Genomic DNA, 16,234 nt, shown 5'->3' on the forward strand with positions numbered 1-16,234 from the left:
GACCGTCACCGCCGGTGTCACGCTGGATGCAATGTATGCACGGTTAGCTGGACGACTTCGCTGGTACCTGCGTGCGCTCGGATTCCACCCGCTGGTCCGCATGGTCGATCGGCTGGAAGCGCTCGCAGTGCTCGGCGTGGTCGTCGTCGCACTCTTCGCCATCCCCGCCGCGGTGTCCGCGGGCACGGTGRTGCGCGACGCGGGCGTGCGCACGGCCGAGCAGCAGGCTCAGACCCGGCACTCCGTGCAGGCTGTCGTGGTGGCCGGTGTGGGTGCTCCCACCGAACTGGACACCCCCGCCTATGTGCGCGCCCAGTGGCGCGAGGGAACCCAGGTGCGCACCGAGTCGGTCGTCAGTCCCGCGACCATCCGCCCGGGGGATCACATGAAGGTCTGGCTGGACGAGAGCGGAAAGGTGGTCTCGGAGCCGCTGCGGGCCGACGACGCCGCGGTGACCGCCACGGCCGCCGCGGTGTCCTTCTGGATCAGCATCGTGGTGTGCGGCGCACTCGTGGCCTATCTCATCCGCCGCGGACTGGACCGCTCTCGCCACCGCGCGTGGGACCGCGAACTACTCCTGTTGGCGCACAACGACGACGGCTGGGCCAACCGGCGCAACTGAGCCGAATCAGCGTGGCGACATCGCCGCAGCGATGACCAGTTCGGCCGCCGCGTCGACGCGACCCTTGTCGCCGGTGACGAGACCGTCCTGACACAGACCCCGTAATCCGGACACGACCAACGAGGCACGCACCTCAGCGTCGCGCTTCGGGTATCCCAGGCCGGCCAGCGCCCGGGCGATCGGATCGAGCATGATCGTCACCGCTTGGTCGGCGTAAGGCTGATAGGTGTCGGGATCCGTGACGGCCAGACTCAGCACCTGCAGCATCAAGCCGACGGTCCGGCGTTGCGCGCCACGGGTGATGGCCCGCCACAATGACCGCGCCGCCGCCACGAACTCGGCCTCGGTGCTGATGCCGTCGAACATCCCGCCGACATCGGGCCTGCTGGCGTTCAACGCCTGGGCCAGCAGTTCGCCGCGGTCGCCGAAGTAATACAGCAGCATTCGCTTGCTGGTACCCAGCGCCTCGGCCATCGGGGCCAGCGACATGTCCGCCACGCCATGTTCCTGCAGGTAGCCGATGACGCCGTCGAGCAGCTCGGCACGTTTGGCGGGATCTGCGGTGCGCGGCATCACTTGAATGTACCGAGCGGTACGCGTACGGTCAATGATGTGCCGATCGGTACATCATTGAGTTCAGGGAGGTCAGGTCATGAACGACAAGCGAGCGCTTCGGGTGGCGATCGTCGGAGCCGGTATCGGCGGGTTGACCGCCGCCATCGCACTGCGTGCCCACGGGGTCGACGCGCACGTGTATGAGAAAGCTTCCGAACTCAAAGCCTTGGGCGCCGGAGTGTCCATCGCCCCCAACGGATCCCGCGTGCTCACCCGCCTCGGGCTCGGCGAACAGCTGAAGGCGATCGCCGGCCCGCTCTCGCACTACGTGTTCCGTACCTGGCAGGGCGAGCCGATCGCCGGAGAACCGTCGACCTTGTCGTTCGGCGACCCTGCGCACACCTGGTTTCTGCACCGCGCCGAGTTCCAGCGCGTGCTCTGCGACGCCCTGCCCACCGGGGCGATCACCTTCGGGCACGCCGTGGTCAGTGCGATCGAGGGTCCCGACGGCGTCACCGTCCGGTTCGCCGATGGCAGCACCGTCGAGACCGACCTGCTGGTCGCAGCCGACGGTATCCACTCCGCGCTCCAAGGAGTGGTCAGCGCGCCGACGCAGCCGGTGAGCGAGGGAATCATGGCTTACCGCGGGCTCATTCCCGCCGAGCGGCTCTCCGGGATAGCCCCCGTGGGCCATCTCGACGTCAGCGGGATGTGGATGGGTCCCGAGCGCAGCTTCCTGGTCTACCCCGTGTCGGCGGGCCGTCTGCTCAACGTGGTGGCCTTCGTACCCACCGACCTTGAGGTGCTGGAGTCGTGGACCGCGCCAGGTGATGTGCTCGAGCTGGCCGCCGCCTACCGGGGATGGGATCAACCCGTACTGGACATCATCGGCGCGATGGATGAGACGTTCCGCTGGGGGATCTATGACCGCGCGCCGCTTTCGCAGTGGTCGAGTGAACGCGTCACACTGCTGGGCGATTCCGCTCATGCGGTCGTGCCCCATCTCGGGCAGGGCGCCAACCAGGCCATCGAGGACGCCATGACCCTTGCGGTCCTGCTGGACGACTGCGGCCCCGCCGACGCGCCGTCCCGGTTGCGGATGTACCAGGAGCTCCGGATGATCCGCACCCGGCAGGTCCGCGACGGTGCGCGGGAGGCCGGACGCACCTACCGGTCGAATGATCTGGCCGCATCAGCGCGGGCCGCGAAGATCGACGCCATCTTCGCCGGTATCGCGGTGAACACCTACGACGCCGAGCAGGTCGCCCGGCAGGCGCTGGCCGCGGTGTAGCGGACGGTCAGCCGCGATACTGCGCGACGGCAGCCGCGTACTCGTCGAGCAGCCGCAGGGATTCATCGCGCGGCACGCTGGGCAGGATCAGCGCCACCTGCCCGAACCCGAGGCTCTCGACAGCACTCCAGTACTGCGCGTCCACCGGCGTCCCGAACATCGCCAACGGCACGTCGTGTCCTGCGCCCTCTTTCAGCTGCCCGATGCGCCGGGCCAGTTGATCCTCCGGGAACGGGTTGGAGATCCATCCTGCGCCGTGTCGGATGATCCGCTTCACCGTGGCATCGGAGTTGCCGCCGATGTAGATGGGCGGGTGCGGCGTCTGTACCGGCTTCGGCCGCAGATGAGTCGGATCGAAATCGACGTATTTGCCGTGATATTCGGCGGGCTCATCGGTCCAGAGCGCCTTGATGGCCTCGATGCGCTCGTCCAGCAGCGCGCCGCGAGTTTTCGGATCCGTGCCGTGGTTGCGCAGTTCCTCGAGGTTCCAGCCGGCGCCGACACCGAAGACGAACCGGCCACCGGAGATGAGGTCGATGCTGGCCGCCTCTTTCGCGGTGATGATCGGGTCACGCTGAATGAGCAGGGCGATCCCGGTGAACAGTTCGATCTTGGATGTGACGGCGGCCGCGGCGGCCAGCGTGACGAAGGGGTCGAGCGTCTTGTAGTACTGATCGGGCAGCTCGCCACCACCCGGATACGCGGACTCCCGGCTGGCCGGGATGTTGGTGTGTTCGGCGATGACCAGCGAGTGGAAATCCCGCTCTTCGATGGCAGTTGCCAGCGATACCGGGTCGATGCCGTCGTCGGTCACAAAGGTGGAGATGCCGAACTTCATGGTGTGCCTCTCGTAGCCAGTCTCCCCTGCGTCAACCCTGTCCGGGACTGCGCTATTCCGCGGCCGCTTTGACATCCGATGGATGCGTGGCCAGTGGCGTGACGTGCACTTTCATGTACGGGAACAGCGGCAGACCCGAGATGATCTGGTGCAGTTCGTCATTCGAGGCGACGTCGAAAATGGAGAAGTTGGCGTACTCACCGACGATGCGCCAGATCTCCGGCCATGTTCCGCTCCGTTGCAGGTCCTGCGAGTAGGCCTTCTCCCGGCTGATCAGGTCCGCCTTGGCCGCAGCGTCCATATCGGCAGGCAGGTTCACGTCCATTCGTACGTGGAACAGCACCTCAGCTCCGTTCGGGGTCGAGGGCGAAGCTGTACTGCACCGACTGGGTGCCGTCCGACTCGACCTCGGGAGCGAGGATCAGCTCGGGCTTGACGGCGCTGGCAATGTCATCATCGTTGTGCTCGTCACCCGGGAAGTACAGCTGGGCGGTGAGGAGTTCGTGGCCCGGCGCGGACACCTTGACGTGCAGGTGCGCGGGCCGCCAGGCGTGCCAGCCGGCCGCGGCGATCAGCTTGCCGCACGACCCGTCGGTCGGAATCTGATACGGCGCAGGACGAATCGTGGTGATCTCGAACTCACCGTCGGCTCCGGTCGAGAAGCTGCCCCGCAGGTTCCATTCCGGGATACCCGGGGCGAACTGCGAGTAGAAGCCGTCGTCGTCGGCGTGCCAGAGCTCGACCTTGCCCTGCAGCGGGGCGCCGTCGGTGTCGGTGATGCGGCCGCGCCAGACCAGGGGTGTGCCGGACTCACTGTCGCGCATCGGGATGGTGCCTTTGGCGCCGAGTTCTGGGGAGCCGGGAACGTAGTAGGGACCTTCGATGCTGCCTTTGTTGCCGGCCCGGTGGTCGGTGGCCACATCCTCGACGGCGTGCTCGAGCCAGACGTCGAGGAACAGCGGCCATTCGCCGGTCTCTCCCACGTCGATGAGCCATGCCTTGAGCGCGTTGTACTCGTCGTAGGTGACGCGGTGCCGGCGGATGGTGTCGTRCACGGCTCCGAGCACCTCGCGGGCCAGCAGGTCGACCCGCTCCGTCGGGGTGTCCTTGACGGCGTCATAGGGCGACTTGTCGGCGTGGAAGCGTTCGGTGGCCGAGGCTCCGGAGGCTGCCGCGCTGGCCGGCTGTTCGATGGTGGTCATGATCAATTCTTCTTTCTCTCTGGTTCTTTCACGCTGCGGGGGCTGCCCACAGCACAGGTCAGGTCAATCGGTGCGGTAGCGGGACAGCTTGTCGGGGTCGATGTCGATGCCGAGTCCCACGCCCGGCGGGACGCGCAACAGCCCGTCCCGGATGCGCAATGGCTCGGTGAGCAGGTCGTCGGACATGTCCAGGAAGTTGGACAGTTCACCGGCGCGCCGGGAGGTGAGTTCGAAAGCGGCCCCGAACGTGACGGCGCAGGCACTGCCGATCTGCCCGTCGATCTGGTTGCCCATCACCACCTCCACGCCCAACCCTTCGGCCAGATGGTGCACGCGCTGCGAGGTGGTGAACCCGGTGCGCGCGGTCTTGATGCTGATCGCGGTGGCGGACTTGGCGAGTACCTCACGGGTGACATCGGCGGGTGTCGGCACCGATTCGTCGGCGATGAACGGCACGTCCAGCCGATCCACCAGCCATCGTCGGCCGAGCACGTCATCGGCGGGGCACAGTTCCTCGGCGAACAGCAGGTCCAGGTMGGCCATCTCCTGCATCGCCCGCAGCGACTCGGCGGCGGTCCAGCCGCGGTTGGCGTCGACGTACAACTCGACGGCGTCGCCGAAGTGGTCGCGCAGTGCCCGCACCACGGCGGTGTCCAGGGTGACGGGCCTGCGGCCCACCTTCACCTTGAAGGTGTTGATGCCGTGCAGTTCCCGGATCTTGACCGCCTCGTCGACCATGGCGGCCGGGTCGTCGAAGCCCAGCATGTGGCTGACCCGCATCCGGTCGGTGTATCCGCCAAGGATGCTGGTGACGGGCAGCTCCAGGGTTCGCCCGAGCGCATCCCAGATCGCCATGTCCACAGCGGATTTCGCCGCCGGGTTCCCGACCGTGCGTGCCATCCGCGCGTGGGCGACCTCGCGTTCGGTCAGCGACAGCCCGATCAGGGCGGGCGCGAACAGCTGGTTGATGACGGCGATGATGCCGGCCTGGGTCTCCCCGTAGGTGAAGGGGCGGGGCGGCGCCTCGGCGATGCCCACCACGCCATCGCCGGTGTGCACGCGCACCAGGACGTGATCGGCGGTGTGCACCTCTCCCGAGGCGAACTTCAGTGGCTTGACATACGGAATGGCGAACGGGATCGCCTCGACGGCAGTGATTTTCACAGTAGTTCCTCGATGGTGTGGGGCGTGAATGCGGCCGTGAGTACCTCGACGACCGCGTCGACGACGGGGTTGTCACCACCGCGTCGCCAGGCCAGTGCCAGTTCGATACTGCCGGCGTCGGCGAGGTCGCGGAACACGACGCCGTGCAGCGGCAGGGCCCGCACCGAGGCCGGGACCACCGAGACGCCGAAGCCGGCGGCGACCAGAGCCAGCAGCACCGCGGTGCCGGGCGCGGCGTGTTCGCGGTGCGGGACGAACCCGGCCCGCTTGCAGCTGCGCAGGACTGCATCGTTGACCGCGGAGTCCCGGCTGGCGTAGGCGACGAAGGACTCGGAGCGAAGGTCGCTCAGCGACACCACCGGTTCGGCGGCCAGCCGATGGTCGGCAGACACCGCGAGCACCAGGGGCTCGACGTCGATGCTGCGTAGCTCGATGTCCTCCCCCACCGCGGGGGGACGCAACACCCCGACGTCGAGGGAGCCCGTACGCAGTTGCTCGCACTGCTGCGGTGTCAGCATGTCGGCCTGGATCTCGACCGCCACCCCCGGGAGTTCCTGGCGCAGGATGCGGGCGATGCGCGGCAGGTGCGAGAAGGCGGCGGTGCCGGTGAGCCCGACCCTCAGCAGCCCGCTGCGGCCCGCGGCGATGCGGCGCACACCGCGTTCGGCGTCGTCGACCTCGCTCAGGATCCGGGCGGCCTCCAGCTTGAGGAAGTCCCCCGCCGGGGTGAGGGATACCTGCCGCGTCGTCCGGTTGAAGAGGGTGGCCCCGAGCTCGTCTTCGAGCTGGCGGATCGCGTAGGACAGTGCGGGCTGCGCGACGTGCAGTTGATCGGCTGCCTGCCCGAAATGGCAGGTGTCGGCCACTGCCGCGAAATATCGCAGGTGACGCAGCTCCATGGTTTCCGTCCGTTCTCGGCCGCATTGTGACGACCGACACGTACGACGGTAAGACGCTTATCCATAGGAAACAAGGACTCATATTCGGCCTATTTATCGATCTCATCGATCAATATGACACCTGGCCAGGACTAGGCAATTACCTAGTGTGACCGCTACCACTCGATGCCAGAGTGCAGGAAGAGCTCACATCTGGAGGCCCACATGACCACATCGCTCCCCCGCACCGGCAGCCACATCGCCGCCGTCCTGGCCGACGCCGTCGTCGACGACGCCGAGGCCGGCGTCTACCGCACCAACCGGCGGATCTTCACCGATGAGGAGATCTTCGAGCTGGAGATGAAGCACATCTTCGAGGGCAACTGGATCTATCTGGCGCACGAAAGTCAGGTGCCCAACCCCGGTGACTACTTCACCACCTACGTCGGCAGGCAGCCCGTGGTCATCACCCGGGACAAGTCCGGCGAGTTGCACTGCCTCATCAATGCCTGCGCCCATCGCGGCGCAATGATCTGCCGCCGCAAGACCGACAACCGGATGACGCTGACGTGCCCGTTCCACGGCTGGACGTTCCGCAACGACGGCAGCCTGCTGAAGGTCAAGGATCCCGACGGGGCCGGCTACCCCGAAACGTTCAACGTGAACGGCAGTCACAACATGACCAAGGTGGCGCGCTTCGACAGCTACCGCGGGTTCCTGTTCGCCAGCCTCAACGACGACGTGCTTGCACTCGACAAGCACCTCGGTGACACCACCAAGGTCATCGACATGCTGGTGGACCAGTCACCCGACGGCCTGGAGGTGCTGCGCGGCTCGTCGACCTACACCTACGACGGCAACTGGAAGGTGCAGGCGGAGAACGGCGCCGACGGGTATCACGTCACCGCGACGCACTGGAACTACGCCGCCACCACCAGCCGGCGCAGCACCGGCGAATCCAAGAACGACACCAAAGCGCTCGACGCGGGCAGCTGGGGCAAGTCGGGCGGTGGCTACTGGTCCTTCCCGCACGGCCACCTGTGCCTGTGGACCTGGGCGGGCAACCCACAGGACCGTCCGCTGTGGGACAAGCTCGACGAACTCAAAGCCACCTTCGGTGACGCCAAGGGCGAATTCATGGTCAAGGGCTCCCGAAACCTGTGCCTTTACCCCAACGTCTATGTGATGGACCAGTTCTCGACGCAGATCCGGCACTTCCGGCCCATCGCGCCGGACAAGACCGAAGTGACCATCTACTGCATCGCCCCCAAGGGCGAGAGCGACACCGCCCGGGCGCACCGGATCCGGCAGTACGAAGACTTCTTCAACGCCTCCGGGATGGCCACCCCCGACGATCTGGAGGAGTTCCGTTCCTGCCAGCTGACCTTCCGCGCCCAGGCCGCCCCCTGGAATGACATGAGCCGCGGCGCGGAGCACTGGCTCACCGGACCCGACGACGTCGCCACGGCGCTGGGCATGGAGGGCGTCATCTCAGCGGGCGTGAAGAACGAGGACGAAGGCCTGTACCCGGTGCAGCACGGCTACTGGCTGGACACCATGCGCGCAGCGCTGACTCGAGAGGAGAACTGAGATGACGACCGTCGAAAGTACGCCGAAACTGATCACCCAGAACATGATCGAACAGTTCCTCTATCGCGAGGCACGTCATCTCGACGACCGTGAGTTCGAGAAGTGGCTGGGCTGCTATGCCGATGACGTCGTGTATTGGATGCCGTCCTGGGACGACAACGACACCCTCGTCGAGAACCCGCAACGCGACATCTCGCTGATCTACTACGCCAACAAGGGCGGCCTGGAGGACCGGGTGTTCCGCATCCGTACCGAACGGTCCTCGGCGACCTCGCTGCCCGAGCCCCGCACGAGTCACAACATCAGCAACGTGGAGGTCATCGAGCGCCGAGGCGACCTCGTCGACGTCCGATTCAACTGGCACACGATGTACTTCCGGTACAAGACGGTCGATCCCTACTACGGGACGTCCTTCTACACCATCGATTTCAGCGATGAGCAGCCCCTGATCCGACGGAAGACCGTCGTACTCAAGAACGACTACATCCACCACGTCGTCGACGTCTACCACTTCTAGGAAACGTCATGACTGCCGAAACGCATTCCGTCGCCCTGTCCTTCGAGGACGGTGTGACCCGGTTCATCACCTGCCGTGATGACCAGACCGTCGCCGACGCCTCCTATCGCCAGCGGATCAACATCCCCCTCGACTGCCGCGACGGCGCGTGTGGCACCTGCAAGGCGCTGTGCGAATCCGGCAGTTACGACGGCGGAACCTACATCGAGGACGCGCTGCCCACCGACGAGGCCGCCGCTGGGTACGTGCTGCCGTGCAGCATGAAGCCGCGCTCGGATCTCGTGCTGCAGATCGCCAGCACATCCGACGTGGCGAAGACACAGGCCGCCACCTACGCCGGCACCGTCACCCAGCTCGATCGGCTGTCGGCCACCACCATCGCGCTCGGCATCGAGATCCCGAATCGCTCCGAGTTGGCTTTTCTGCCAGGGCAGTACGTGAACATTGCGGTCCCGGGCACCGACCAGACCCGTTCGTACTCGTTCTCCAACGCTCCGGGCGCCGACCTGCTCACGTTCCTGGTGAAGCTGACTCCCGGCGGGGCGATGTCGGACTACCTCGATCAGCGCGCAGCCATCGGTGACGCCATTTCTTTCACCGGCCCGAATGGGTCGTTCTTCCTGCGCGAAACCGACCGTCCGGTGCTGCTGCTCGCGGGCGGTACCGGCCTGGCGCCGGTGCTCTCGATGCTGCGCACGCTGGGCGCGTCCCCGAGCCGGCGCACCGCGCACCTGATCTACGGCGTCAGCACCGATGAGGACCTGGTGGCCCTCGACGACATCGAGCAGATCGCCGCTACGCTGAGTGGATTCACCTGGGACCACTGCGTTTCGGATCCGAACTCCACTGCGGCGAACAAGGGCTACGTGACCAGCCTGATCGCACCGAAGCACCTGTACGACGGAGATGTCGCGGTTTATCTCTGCGGGCCGCCCCCGATGGTGGAATCGGTGCGCGGCCACCTCAACACCACCGGCGTGGAACCCACCGGTTTCTACTACGAGAAGTTCGCGCTGGCCCACGGCAGCCCCACACCGGTCACCGCGCCCGCCCCTTCGGCGGTCGCCGAGCAAGACCTGCTGACGTCGGCAGACGCCCGCAGTGTCGCCGGCCAACAGATGTTGCCGCACGCGGAACTCGCCGCCCACGGTGGTTCCCGTTCCGTCATCGATGATGTACCGGTCCTGCTGCTCCCTGATGACGGCGCCCTGATACCCAGCGGAGCACGGAGTCTCGCGGGTGAACTGCTGTTCGGCTTGGCCGAACCGGTGAGTGCCGCCCCGACCATTTTCGCCGAATCCGTGGTGGCCGAGGACGGATATCAGATCGGCGAGGAACATCCCGAGGTGCATGCCTCGGACGCGTTGTTCGAGGCACGGCAGGCACTCGAACTCGGTGCACTGGAACTGACACTGGGTCGGCTGAGCACCCGGCAACTGGCCGGGTACCGACTGCTCGCCGAATCCACCGTGCCCTACGTGCAGGACGACCACTTCGTCGACGCCGCGCAGTACACCGAGACCAACGCGGCGTTCCACGACTACCTGTTCACCCTCACCGGCAACGATCACCTGCTGCAGGCCTACCAGGCACTGGGCGTCAAGGGCCGGATGAGCGAGGTGCTGCGCAACGCGACGTGGTGTCATCCCCTGTGCGCACAGGACCATCTGGACATTGTCAGCGCATTCGAGAGCGGGGACCGCGACGCGGCCCGGGGTCTCATCGCCGCCCATGCCGGCAGGTCCAAGCAGACCATGCGCCGTGCCATGGCAGACGCTGTGCCAGCGCGCACGCCGAAGTTCGTGACACCCGGGCGCTTCGACGGGAAGGTGGTGGTCGTGACCGGCGCCGCACAGGGCATCGGCGAGCAGACCGCGCGACGTATCCACGCCGAGGGCGGCACCCTGGTACTGGCCGACCGCTCCGAACTGGTCAAGGAACTCGCCGATGAACTGGGCGACAGAACCCTCGCCGTCACCGTCGACCTCGAGCATTACGAGGGCGCCGAATCAATGACACAACAGGCGCTTTCAGCATTCGAGCGGATCGACGTGCTGATCAACAATGTCGGCGGCGCCATCAACTTCAAACCCTTCACCCAGTTCACCGACACCGAGATCCGCGCCGAGATCGACCGCTCGTTGATGACCACGCTGTACGCCAGCCGCGCGGTGCTGCCGTCGATGGTGCGCCGGCGCGCGGGTGTCATCGTCAATGTGTCGTCGGCGGCCACCAAGGGAATCAACCGCATTCCCTACTCGGCGGCCAAGGGCGGCATCAACGCCATCACGTCCTCGTTGGCGATGGAGTACGCACCCGACGGCGTCCGGGTGGTGGCCACCGCACCCGGCGGCACCGAGGCGCCACCGCGGCGGATCTCGCGCGGTACACCCGACCGGCGCACCGACACCGAACGCGCCTGGTTCGACGCGCACATCGAGCAGACCATCGACTCATCGCTGCTGAAGCGCTACGGCTCCCTCGATGAGCAGGCGGCGGCCATCTGCTTCCTGGCGTCCGACGAGGCCACCTACATCACCGGCTCCGTGCTGCCCGTCGCCGGTGGCGACATCGGCTGAGCCGGCACGCCACAGCGGCGCCTGCCACTACGATGTGACGGTGCTCATCGGGCCCACCGGTTGCATCGGACGTGACGCAGAATTGTCCGACCTCGCCTACCGCCTCGGCCATACGGTCGACGACGGCGCGGCTGTGGTGGCCGTGGTCGGGGGCCCGGGCGTCGGCAAGACCGCGCTGCTGCGCGCCCTGGCGGGCGACCGAGACGAGGCGCTGTGGGCCCGCGCGACCGCGTGGGAAACCGAATTGCCCGGCGGCGTGCTGGCACAGCTGCTGCAGGATGTGGTGCCCGACGACCCGATCGACGCGGCCGCCCACCTGGTCGACCGGCTTCGGGCCACCGAGCCGGCCCTGCTGATCATCGATGACTCCGAACATGCCGACAGCCAGTCGATGCGCGCGATATCGACGCTGGTGCGCCATCAGCGAGATCTGGCGGTGCTGGTGGTTCTCGCCATGTCATCCGGCGCATCGGAGTTCGCGGACCTGGCGGTACAACGATTGGAACTCGAAGGTCTGTCGGAGCATGCGGTGGGAGCGCTCGCCGCTGCTCGCGGCAGAACCCTGCACCCCGCGGTGGTGAGCACGCTCACCCGCCACACCGCGGGCAACCCACGTGATGTCCTTGCACTCCTCGACGAGGTACCCGACTTCATCTGGGCGCAGCCGGATTCCGTCCTGCCCGCGCCGCGCCACGTGCGCGGGCAGACCCGTGAGCGATTGGCTGCCTGCAGTCCCGAGGGCCGCAGGCTGGTCGAGGCCTTGGCGATCTTGGGCACGCACGCCACACTCTCCGACGCCTCGTCGCTTGCCGGACTGGCGGATCCGTTGCCGGGGCTCGATTCCGCCACCGCCGCGGGGCTGCTCATCTCGTCGACGCCGTTCGAGCCGCGGATACGCGATTCCTCGACGCGCGCCGCCGTCATCGAGCTGTTGGGAATCCAGGAAGCCGCCCGCGCGTACCGGCGGGCCGCGGATATCGTGACCGACCCGGTGGTACGACTCGGCTTTCTCGTCGCGGCGACGCCGACCCCGGACACACAACTCGGCGAGGACGTCGCACGGTTGGCGCACGAGCGGGGCGCCGAGGGGGCCTGGGCRCAGGCAGCGTCGTTGTTCCGGGACGCCGCCCGCCTCACCGCCGATCCGCTGGTGCGCGATGAACGGGTGACCCGCTCGGTGGATGCCCTGATCGCCGCGGGTGACTGCGATGCCGCGGCCGCGAAAGTCCCTGCTGTGGAGGCTCTTCGAGAGACCCCGCTGCGCAACGCCACCCTGGCGTACCTGGCGATTCTGCGCGGCCGTTCGGCTGAGGCCGAGGTCCGTCTGAGACGAGCGTGGGACATCGTCAACGCCGAACGGGACCCCGAGACCGCCGCGCTGGTGGCACAGCGACACGTGCTGCACGCCTTGATCCGGGGCCGGGGCGATGAACTGGTCGCCTGGGCCGACCGCGCCCTGAGTCTGGCCGACAGCGACTCACCCGCCGGAATCGAATCGGCGGCGATACGTGGTCTGGGTCTGCTCGCGGCCGGGCATCCACGCCGGGCCGCCGCGGCATACGACGACCTCAGCGCGCGCGTCCGCCACGGCGCGCAGGCGCAGCGCGTCGTCATGGGACGCGGCTGGGTGCAGTTCATCCGCGATGATGCCGAGGGCGCGCGGTCCAGCCTGGAGAGTGCCGTTGCCGCCGCAGGGCTCGGCGGATCCCGGCGAATCACCCTGTGGGCGTTGGCTTGGCTGGCGCGGGTGCAGTTTTCCCTCGGCGAGTGGGACCGGGCCATGGTCAGCGTCGAACAAGGTCGGCAACTCGCTGCGACGAGCGGGATCGTGGTGACCTCACCGCTGCTGGAATGGACGGCGGCGCAGATCTCGGCGCTGCGCGGAGACTGGCCGGCGGCCGGTGCTGCCGCGCAGGCGGCGGCTGCTTGCCCCGGCGACTACGAGATGATGGGCATCCCGACCCTGCTGGCGCGGGCCCAGATCGCCGAGGCTGAAGCCGATTACGCCAAGGTGCTCCGGGTGACCGAGCCACTGATCGGGATCGCCAACGGCACGTCACTGCAGGAACCCGGCTACTGGCCGTGGCCGGACCTGCGGGCCAACGCGCTGGTCCTCACCGGGAAGTTCGACGCCGCCGACACCTTCCTGCGCCCCCATGAGCAGCGGGCCAGGACGCGTGGTCATCAGTCGGCGCAAGCCCGCCTCGGCTACGCCCGCGGGCGCCTGTACGGAGCGCTGGGCGATATCCATGCGGCCCGCCGATCCTTCGACGCCGCACTGGAATTGCTCGGTGGGCTACCGCTGCGTTATGACACCGCGCGGGTCAACTTCGCCTACGGCCAGACCCTGCGGCGGGCCGGGAAACGCCGCCAGGCCGACGGGGTGATGGAGACCGCACGCGAGCTGTACCTGGCACTGGGCGCCCACACCTACGTGGCCCGGTGCGACCGCGAGCTGAAGGCCGGCGGATTGCACCAGGCACGCGGCTCGCGTGACGACGTCGGACTCACCGCACAGGAGGAAGCCGTCTCGGCGCTCGTCACCCAGGGACTCTCGAACCGCGAAGTCGCGGCCGAACTCTACGTGTCCCCGAAAACCGTGCAGTATCACCTGACTCGGATCTACGCGAAGCTCGGGGTGCGCACCCGCACCGAGCTGGCCTCGCTACGCCGGTGACCGGCGGTCGAGTACGCCGGCAGCTTCGAGCAGACCCGCATGGGTGGTCATCAGCGTGGCGTCATCGCCGCGATCCTGCGGAACGGTCGCACACAACGCAACCCGTTCACGCCAGGACCGTCCGCGCAGCACCACCGAGGTACCGCACAACCCGACCTCGGCCTCCTGCCTGCTGAAAGCGAGCCCCGTGCGCCGGATGGCGGCCAGTTCCGCCAGCAACCCGGACACCGTGTCGATCGTCCACGGGGTGATCTTGGCCAGTCGCTGGGTCGGGTACAGCGCCCGCACCTGCTCGTCGGCCAGCTGGGAGAGCAAGAGCTTGCCGGCCGAGATCGCATGGGCGGGGCGCAGATACCCCTGCCGCAGCGTGGCACGCACCGGCCGGTCGGGCTCCTCCCCGTCGAAGAACAGGATCTGGGTGCCCACCAGCGTCGCGACATGCACGGTCTCCCCGGTGACCTCGACCGCGCGCCGGATGACGGGCAGCAGCCGGTGCCGGTCATCGAGGTCGAGTCCACGCGGCCGGGCCAGGTCCAGCAACACCGGGCCCGGGAAGTAGCCACGGCCGGTGGGGCCGAGGATCACGATGCCCCGGTTGCGCAGCGTGTTGAGGATCCGGTACGCACTGGACCGTGAGCAGGAGAGCTCCCGCGAGACCGCGGTCACGTTGATGCTGTCCGCCTGCGCGAACATCGTCATCACCCGCAGCCCCGCGTCCAGAGACGAAAGATGCTCACCGATCGGTTCGGCGTCTGTGGTCACGCTCACCCCTTTTGTCCCGGAATGCGAAACAAAAGACCATATTAATGCGGTGACGATCGTTATTAGTCCCGCATAACGAGACTTCTCGCCGAGGACGTGGAGTTGCCGAGCCTCGCTGTGCGCTACTTGACCTGCTTCGCCGATCACAGCGTTCGCGGAAAGGCCCAACGATGTCCCTCCCCACTCCGATTCGCGTGCAATCGGTCATTGACGACACCCCGATGAACTACAAGCGGTGGGGCGTCGTCGCGCTCTGCTTCGCCATCGCCCTCTTGGACGGATTCGACACCCAGTCGATCGCGTTCATCGGCTCCTCGATCGCCGAGGAGTTCTCGATGTCCACCGCCCAGATGACGGCGGTCATCACGGCCAGCACCGTCGGCATGGCTCTGGGCGCCATCAGCCTGGGCTCCATCGGTGACCGCATCGGCCGCAAACGCGCAATCCTGCTGGCCCTGACCATCTTCGGCGGATTCTCGCTCCTGGGAGCCTTCGCCCAGGCGCCCTGGCAGATCGTGCTGCTGCGCTTCCTGATCGGCCTGGGCATGGGCGGCGCGACACCGTCGCTGCTGGCGCTGGCGGCCGAGTACAGCCCCGCCGCATCGCGCAAGCTGTCGATGACGTTGGTGCTCTTGGGACTTCCCGGCGGCGCCATGCTGGGCGGCATCGTGGCCGCGGCGTGGCTGCCCGTGCTGGGCTGGCGGGGCATCTTCCTGGTCGGCGGCATCCTGCCCCTCATCCTGATCGCGGCGGTCACCCTCATGCCGGAGTCGCCGAGTTTCCTGGCCACCCGCTCCGACCCGGACAGCCAGGGCAAGGCGCGCGTGCTGCTGCGCCGGATGACCGGCGCCGACATCCCCGACGACGCACCGTTGCAGGCCGAGATCGGTGGGCAGGCATCGGGTTCCATCGGCGCGCTGTTCACCCCCGAGTACCGGACATCGACGATCACCATCTGCTCGATCTATCTGGCCAACTGGGTCGCCTGGTTCCTGCTGCTGCAGTGGACGCCGACCGCGCTGCACCAACTGGGCCTGTCCAAGGAACAGGCGGCCACCGGCACGATCGTGGTCAACGGCGCCTTCATCGTCTTCTCGTTCCTGGTCACCTTTCTGCTCTCCCGGGTCCGGATTCGCAGCCTCCTGCTCGGCATGTTCGGGCTCGGCATCGCGGTCGCACTCGGCCTGGCCGTCAGCGGCTCGAACTGGACGCTGGTGTTCATCCTGATCGCGCTGGCCGGCCTAGGCATCGGCGGTCAGCAGCTGGTGCTGAACTACCTGATCGCCGAGACCTACCCGACCCAGCTGCGCGGCACCGCCACCGGCTTCTCCATCGGTATCGGACGTACCGGCTCCATCATCGGCTCCGCGCTGGGTGGCTGGCTGCTCGGCACGGTCGGGGTGGGCGGGTACTTCGGATTTCTCGCGATCCCACTGGTGATCGCCGCCGCCGCGACGCTGCTGCTCAAGCCACGCAAGCACGGTCTCGCCCCCCGCGACGAGGATGACCTCGTGGTCGTCATGGGCGACAAGTGACCGGCACCGCAACGGAATCGGAGT

General features: G+C 67.3%; 14 protein-coding genes. 7 read left to right on the forward strand and 7 right to left on the reverse strand.

What is annotated here, in order from left to right; translation table 11 throughout:
* Positions 1–31: 31 nt before the first annotated feature.
* The gene (locus tag AC1DTF_RS04035) at positions 32–622 is read left to right on the forward strand and encodes an Rv1733c family protein (RefSeq protein ID WP_477473133.1); all 591 of its coding nucleotides are present in this window, start codon (positions 32–34) and stop codon (positions 620–622) included.
* Between the two features lie 6 nt (positions 623–628).
* Here AC1DTF_RS04035 and AC1DTF_RS04040 read toward each other — a convergent pair whose 3' ends face one another.
* Positions 629–1,195 carry a TetR/AcrR family transcriptional regulator gene (locus AC1DTF_RS04040; RefSeq protein WP_057168377.1) on the reverse strand — a complete coding sequence of 189 codons (567 nt, stop codon included), beginning with the start codon at positions 1,193–1,195 and terminating at the stop codon, positions 629–631.
* Positions 1,196–1,274: 79 nt separating this feature from the next.
* Between AC1DTF_RS04040 and AC1DTF_RS04045 the strand changes: the two genes are divergently transcribed.
* Positions 1,275–2,468 (forward strand): FAD-dependent monooxygenase, encoded by a 1,194-nt coding sequence (locus tag AC1DTF_RS04045; RefSeq protein WP_477473134.1) that lies wholly within the window; start codon positions 1,275–1,277, stop codon positions 2,466–2,468.
* A 7-nt stretch (positions 2,469–2,475) separates the two neighbouring features.
* Here the strand turns inward: AC1DTF_RS04045 and AC1DTF_RS04050 are convergent, their stop codons facing one another.
* The 5 genes from AC1DTF_RS04050 to AC1DTF_RS04070 form a co-directional block, all read right to left on the reverse strand.
* Positions 2,476–3,306, reverse strand: a complete 831-nt coding sequence (locus tag AC1DTF_RS04050; RefSeq protein WP_477473135.1) for an LLM class F420-dependent oxidoreductase — start codon at positions 3,304–3,306, stop codon at positions 2,476–2,478.
* 52 nt (positions 3,307–3,358) lie between these two features.
* Positions 3,359–3,649, reverse strand: coding sequence for a muconolactone Delta-isomerase (catC, locus tag AC1DTF_RS04055; RefSeq protein WP_477473136.1), 291 nt, complete (start codon positions 3,647–3,649; stop codon positions 3,359–3,361).
* 1 nt (position 3,650) lies between these two features.
* The gene (gene catA / locus AC1DTF_RS04060) at positions 3,651–4,508 is read right to left on the reverse strand and encodes a catechol 1,2-dioxygenase (RefSeq protein ID WP_477473137.1); all 858 of its coding nucleotides are present in this window, start codon (positions 4,506–4,508) and stop codon (positions 3,651–3,653) included.
* A 63-nt stretch (positions 4,509–4,571) separates the two neighbouring features.
* The gene (locus AC1DTF_RS04065) at positions 4,572–5,672 is read right to left on the reverse strand and encodes a mandelate racemase/muconate lactonizing enzyme family protein (protein WP_477473138.1); all 1,101 of its coding nucleotides are present in this window, start codon (positions 5,670–5,672) and stop codon (positions 4,572–4,574) included.
* Complete coding sequence (locus AC1DTF_RS04070; RefSeq protein WP_477473139.1) at positions 5,669–6,571, reverse strand: LysR family transcriptional regulator; 903 nt, start codon at positions 6,569–6,571, stop codon at positions 5,669–5,671. The genes AC1DTF_RS04065 and AC1DTF_RS04070 overlap by 4 nt, the downstream gene beginning before the upstream one ends.
* 204 nt (positions 6,572–6,775) lie before the next feature.
* On the opposite strand from AC1DTF_RS04070, the gene benA reads away from it, so the two are divergent.
* From benA to AC1DTF_RS04090, 4 genes are read left to right on the forward strand one after another with little or no spacing between them, the layout of a single operon-like run.
* Entirely contained in the window at positions 6,776–8,140 is a 1,365-nt protein-coding gene (gene benA / locus AC1DTF_RS04075; protein WP_477473140.1) for a benzoate 1,2-dioxygenase large subunit, read from the forward strand.
* Position 8,141: 1 nt separating this feature from the next.
* Positions 8,142–8,657 carry a benzoate 1,2-dioxygenase small subunit gene (gene benB / locus AC1DTF_RS04080; RefSeq protein WP_477473141.1) on the forward strand — a complete coding sequence of 172 codons (516 nt, stop codon included), beginning with the start codon at positions 8,142–8,144 and terminating at the stop codon, positions 8,655–8,657.
* 8 nt (positions 8,658–8,665) lie between these two features.
* The gene (benC, locus tag AC1DTF_RS04085; RefSeq protein WP_477473142.1) at positions 8,666–11,236 is read left to right on the forward strand and encodes a benzoate 1,2-dioxygenase electron transfer component BenC; all 2,571 of its coding nucleotides are present in this window, start codon (positions 8,666–8,668) and stop codon (positions 11,234–11,236) included.
* Positions 11,237–11,282: 46 nt separating this feature from the next.
* A complete protein-coding gene (locus AC1DTF_RS04090; protein ID WP_477473193.1) occupies positions 11,283–13,913 on the forward strand; it encodes a helix-turn-helix transcriptional regulator in 2,631 nt (876 codons plus the stop codon).
* On the opposite strand, the gene AC1DTF_RS04095 is transcribed toward AC1DTF_RS04090, so the two are convergent.
* A complete protein-coding gene (locus AC1DTF_RS04095) occupies positions 13,902–14,675 on the reverse strand; it encodes an IclR family transcriptional regulator (RefSeq protein ID WP_477473143.1) in 774 nt (257 codons plus the stop codon). The genes AC1DTF_RS04090 and AC1DTF_RS04095 overlap by 12 nt on opposite strands.
* Positions 14,676–14,869: 194 nt before the next feature.
* Here AC1DTF_RS04095 and AC1DTF_RS04100 point away from each other — a divergent pair, with 194 nt between their 5' ends.
* Complete coding sequence (locus AC1DTF_RS04100) at positions 14,870–16,210, forward strand: MFS transporter (protein WP_477473144.1); 1,341 nt, start codon at positions 14,870–14,872, stop codon at positions 16,208–16,210.
* Positions 16,211–16,234: the final 24 nt, after the last annotated feature.

It is taken from the genome of Mycobacterium sp. P4_H6, from assembly GCF_056400845.1.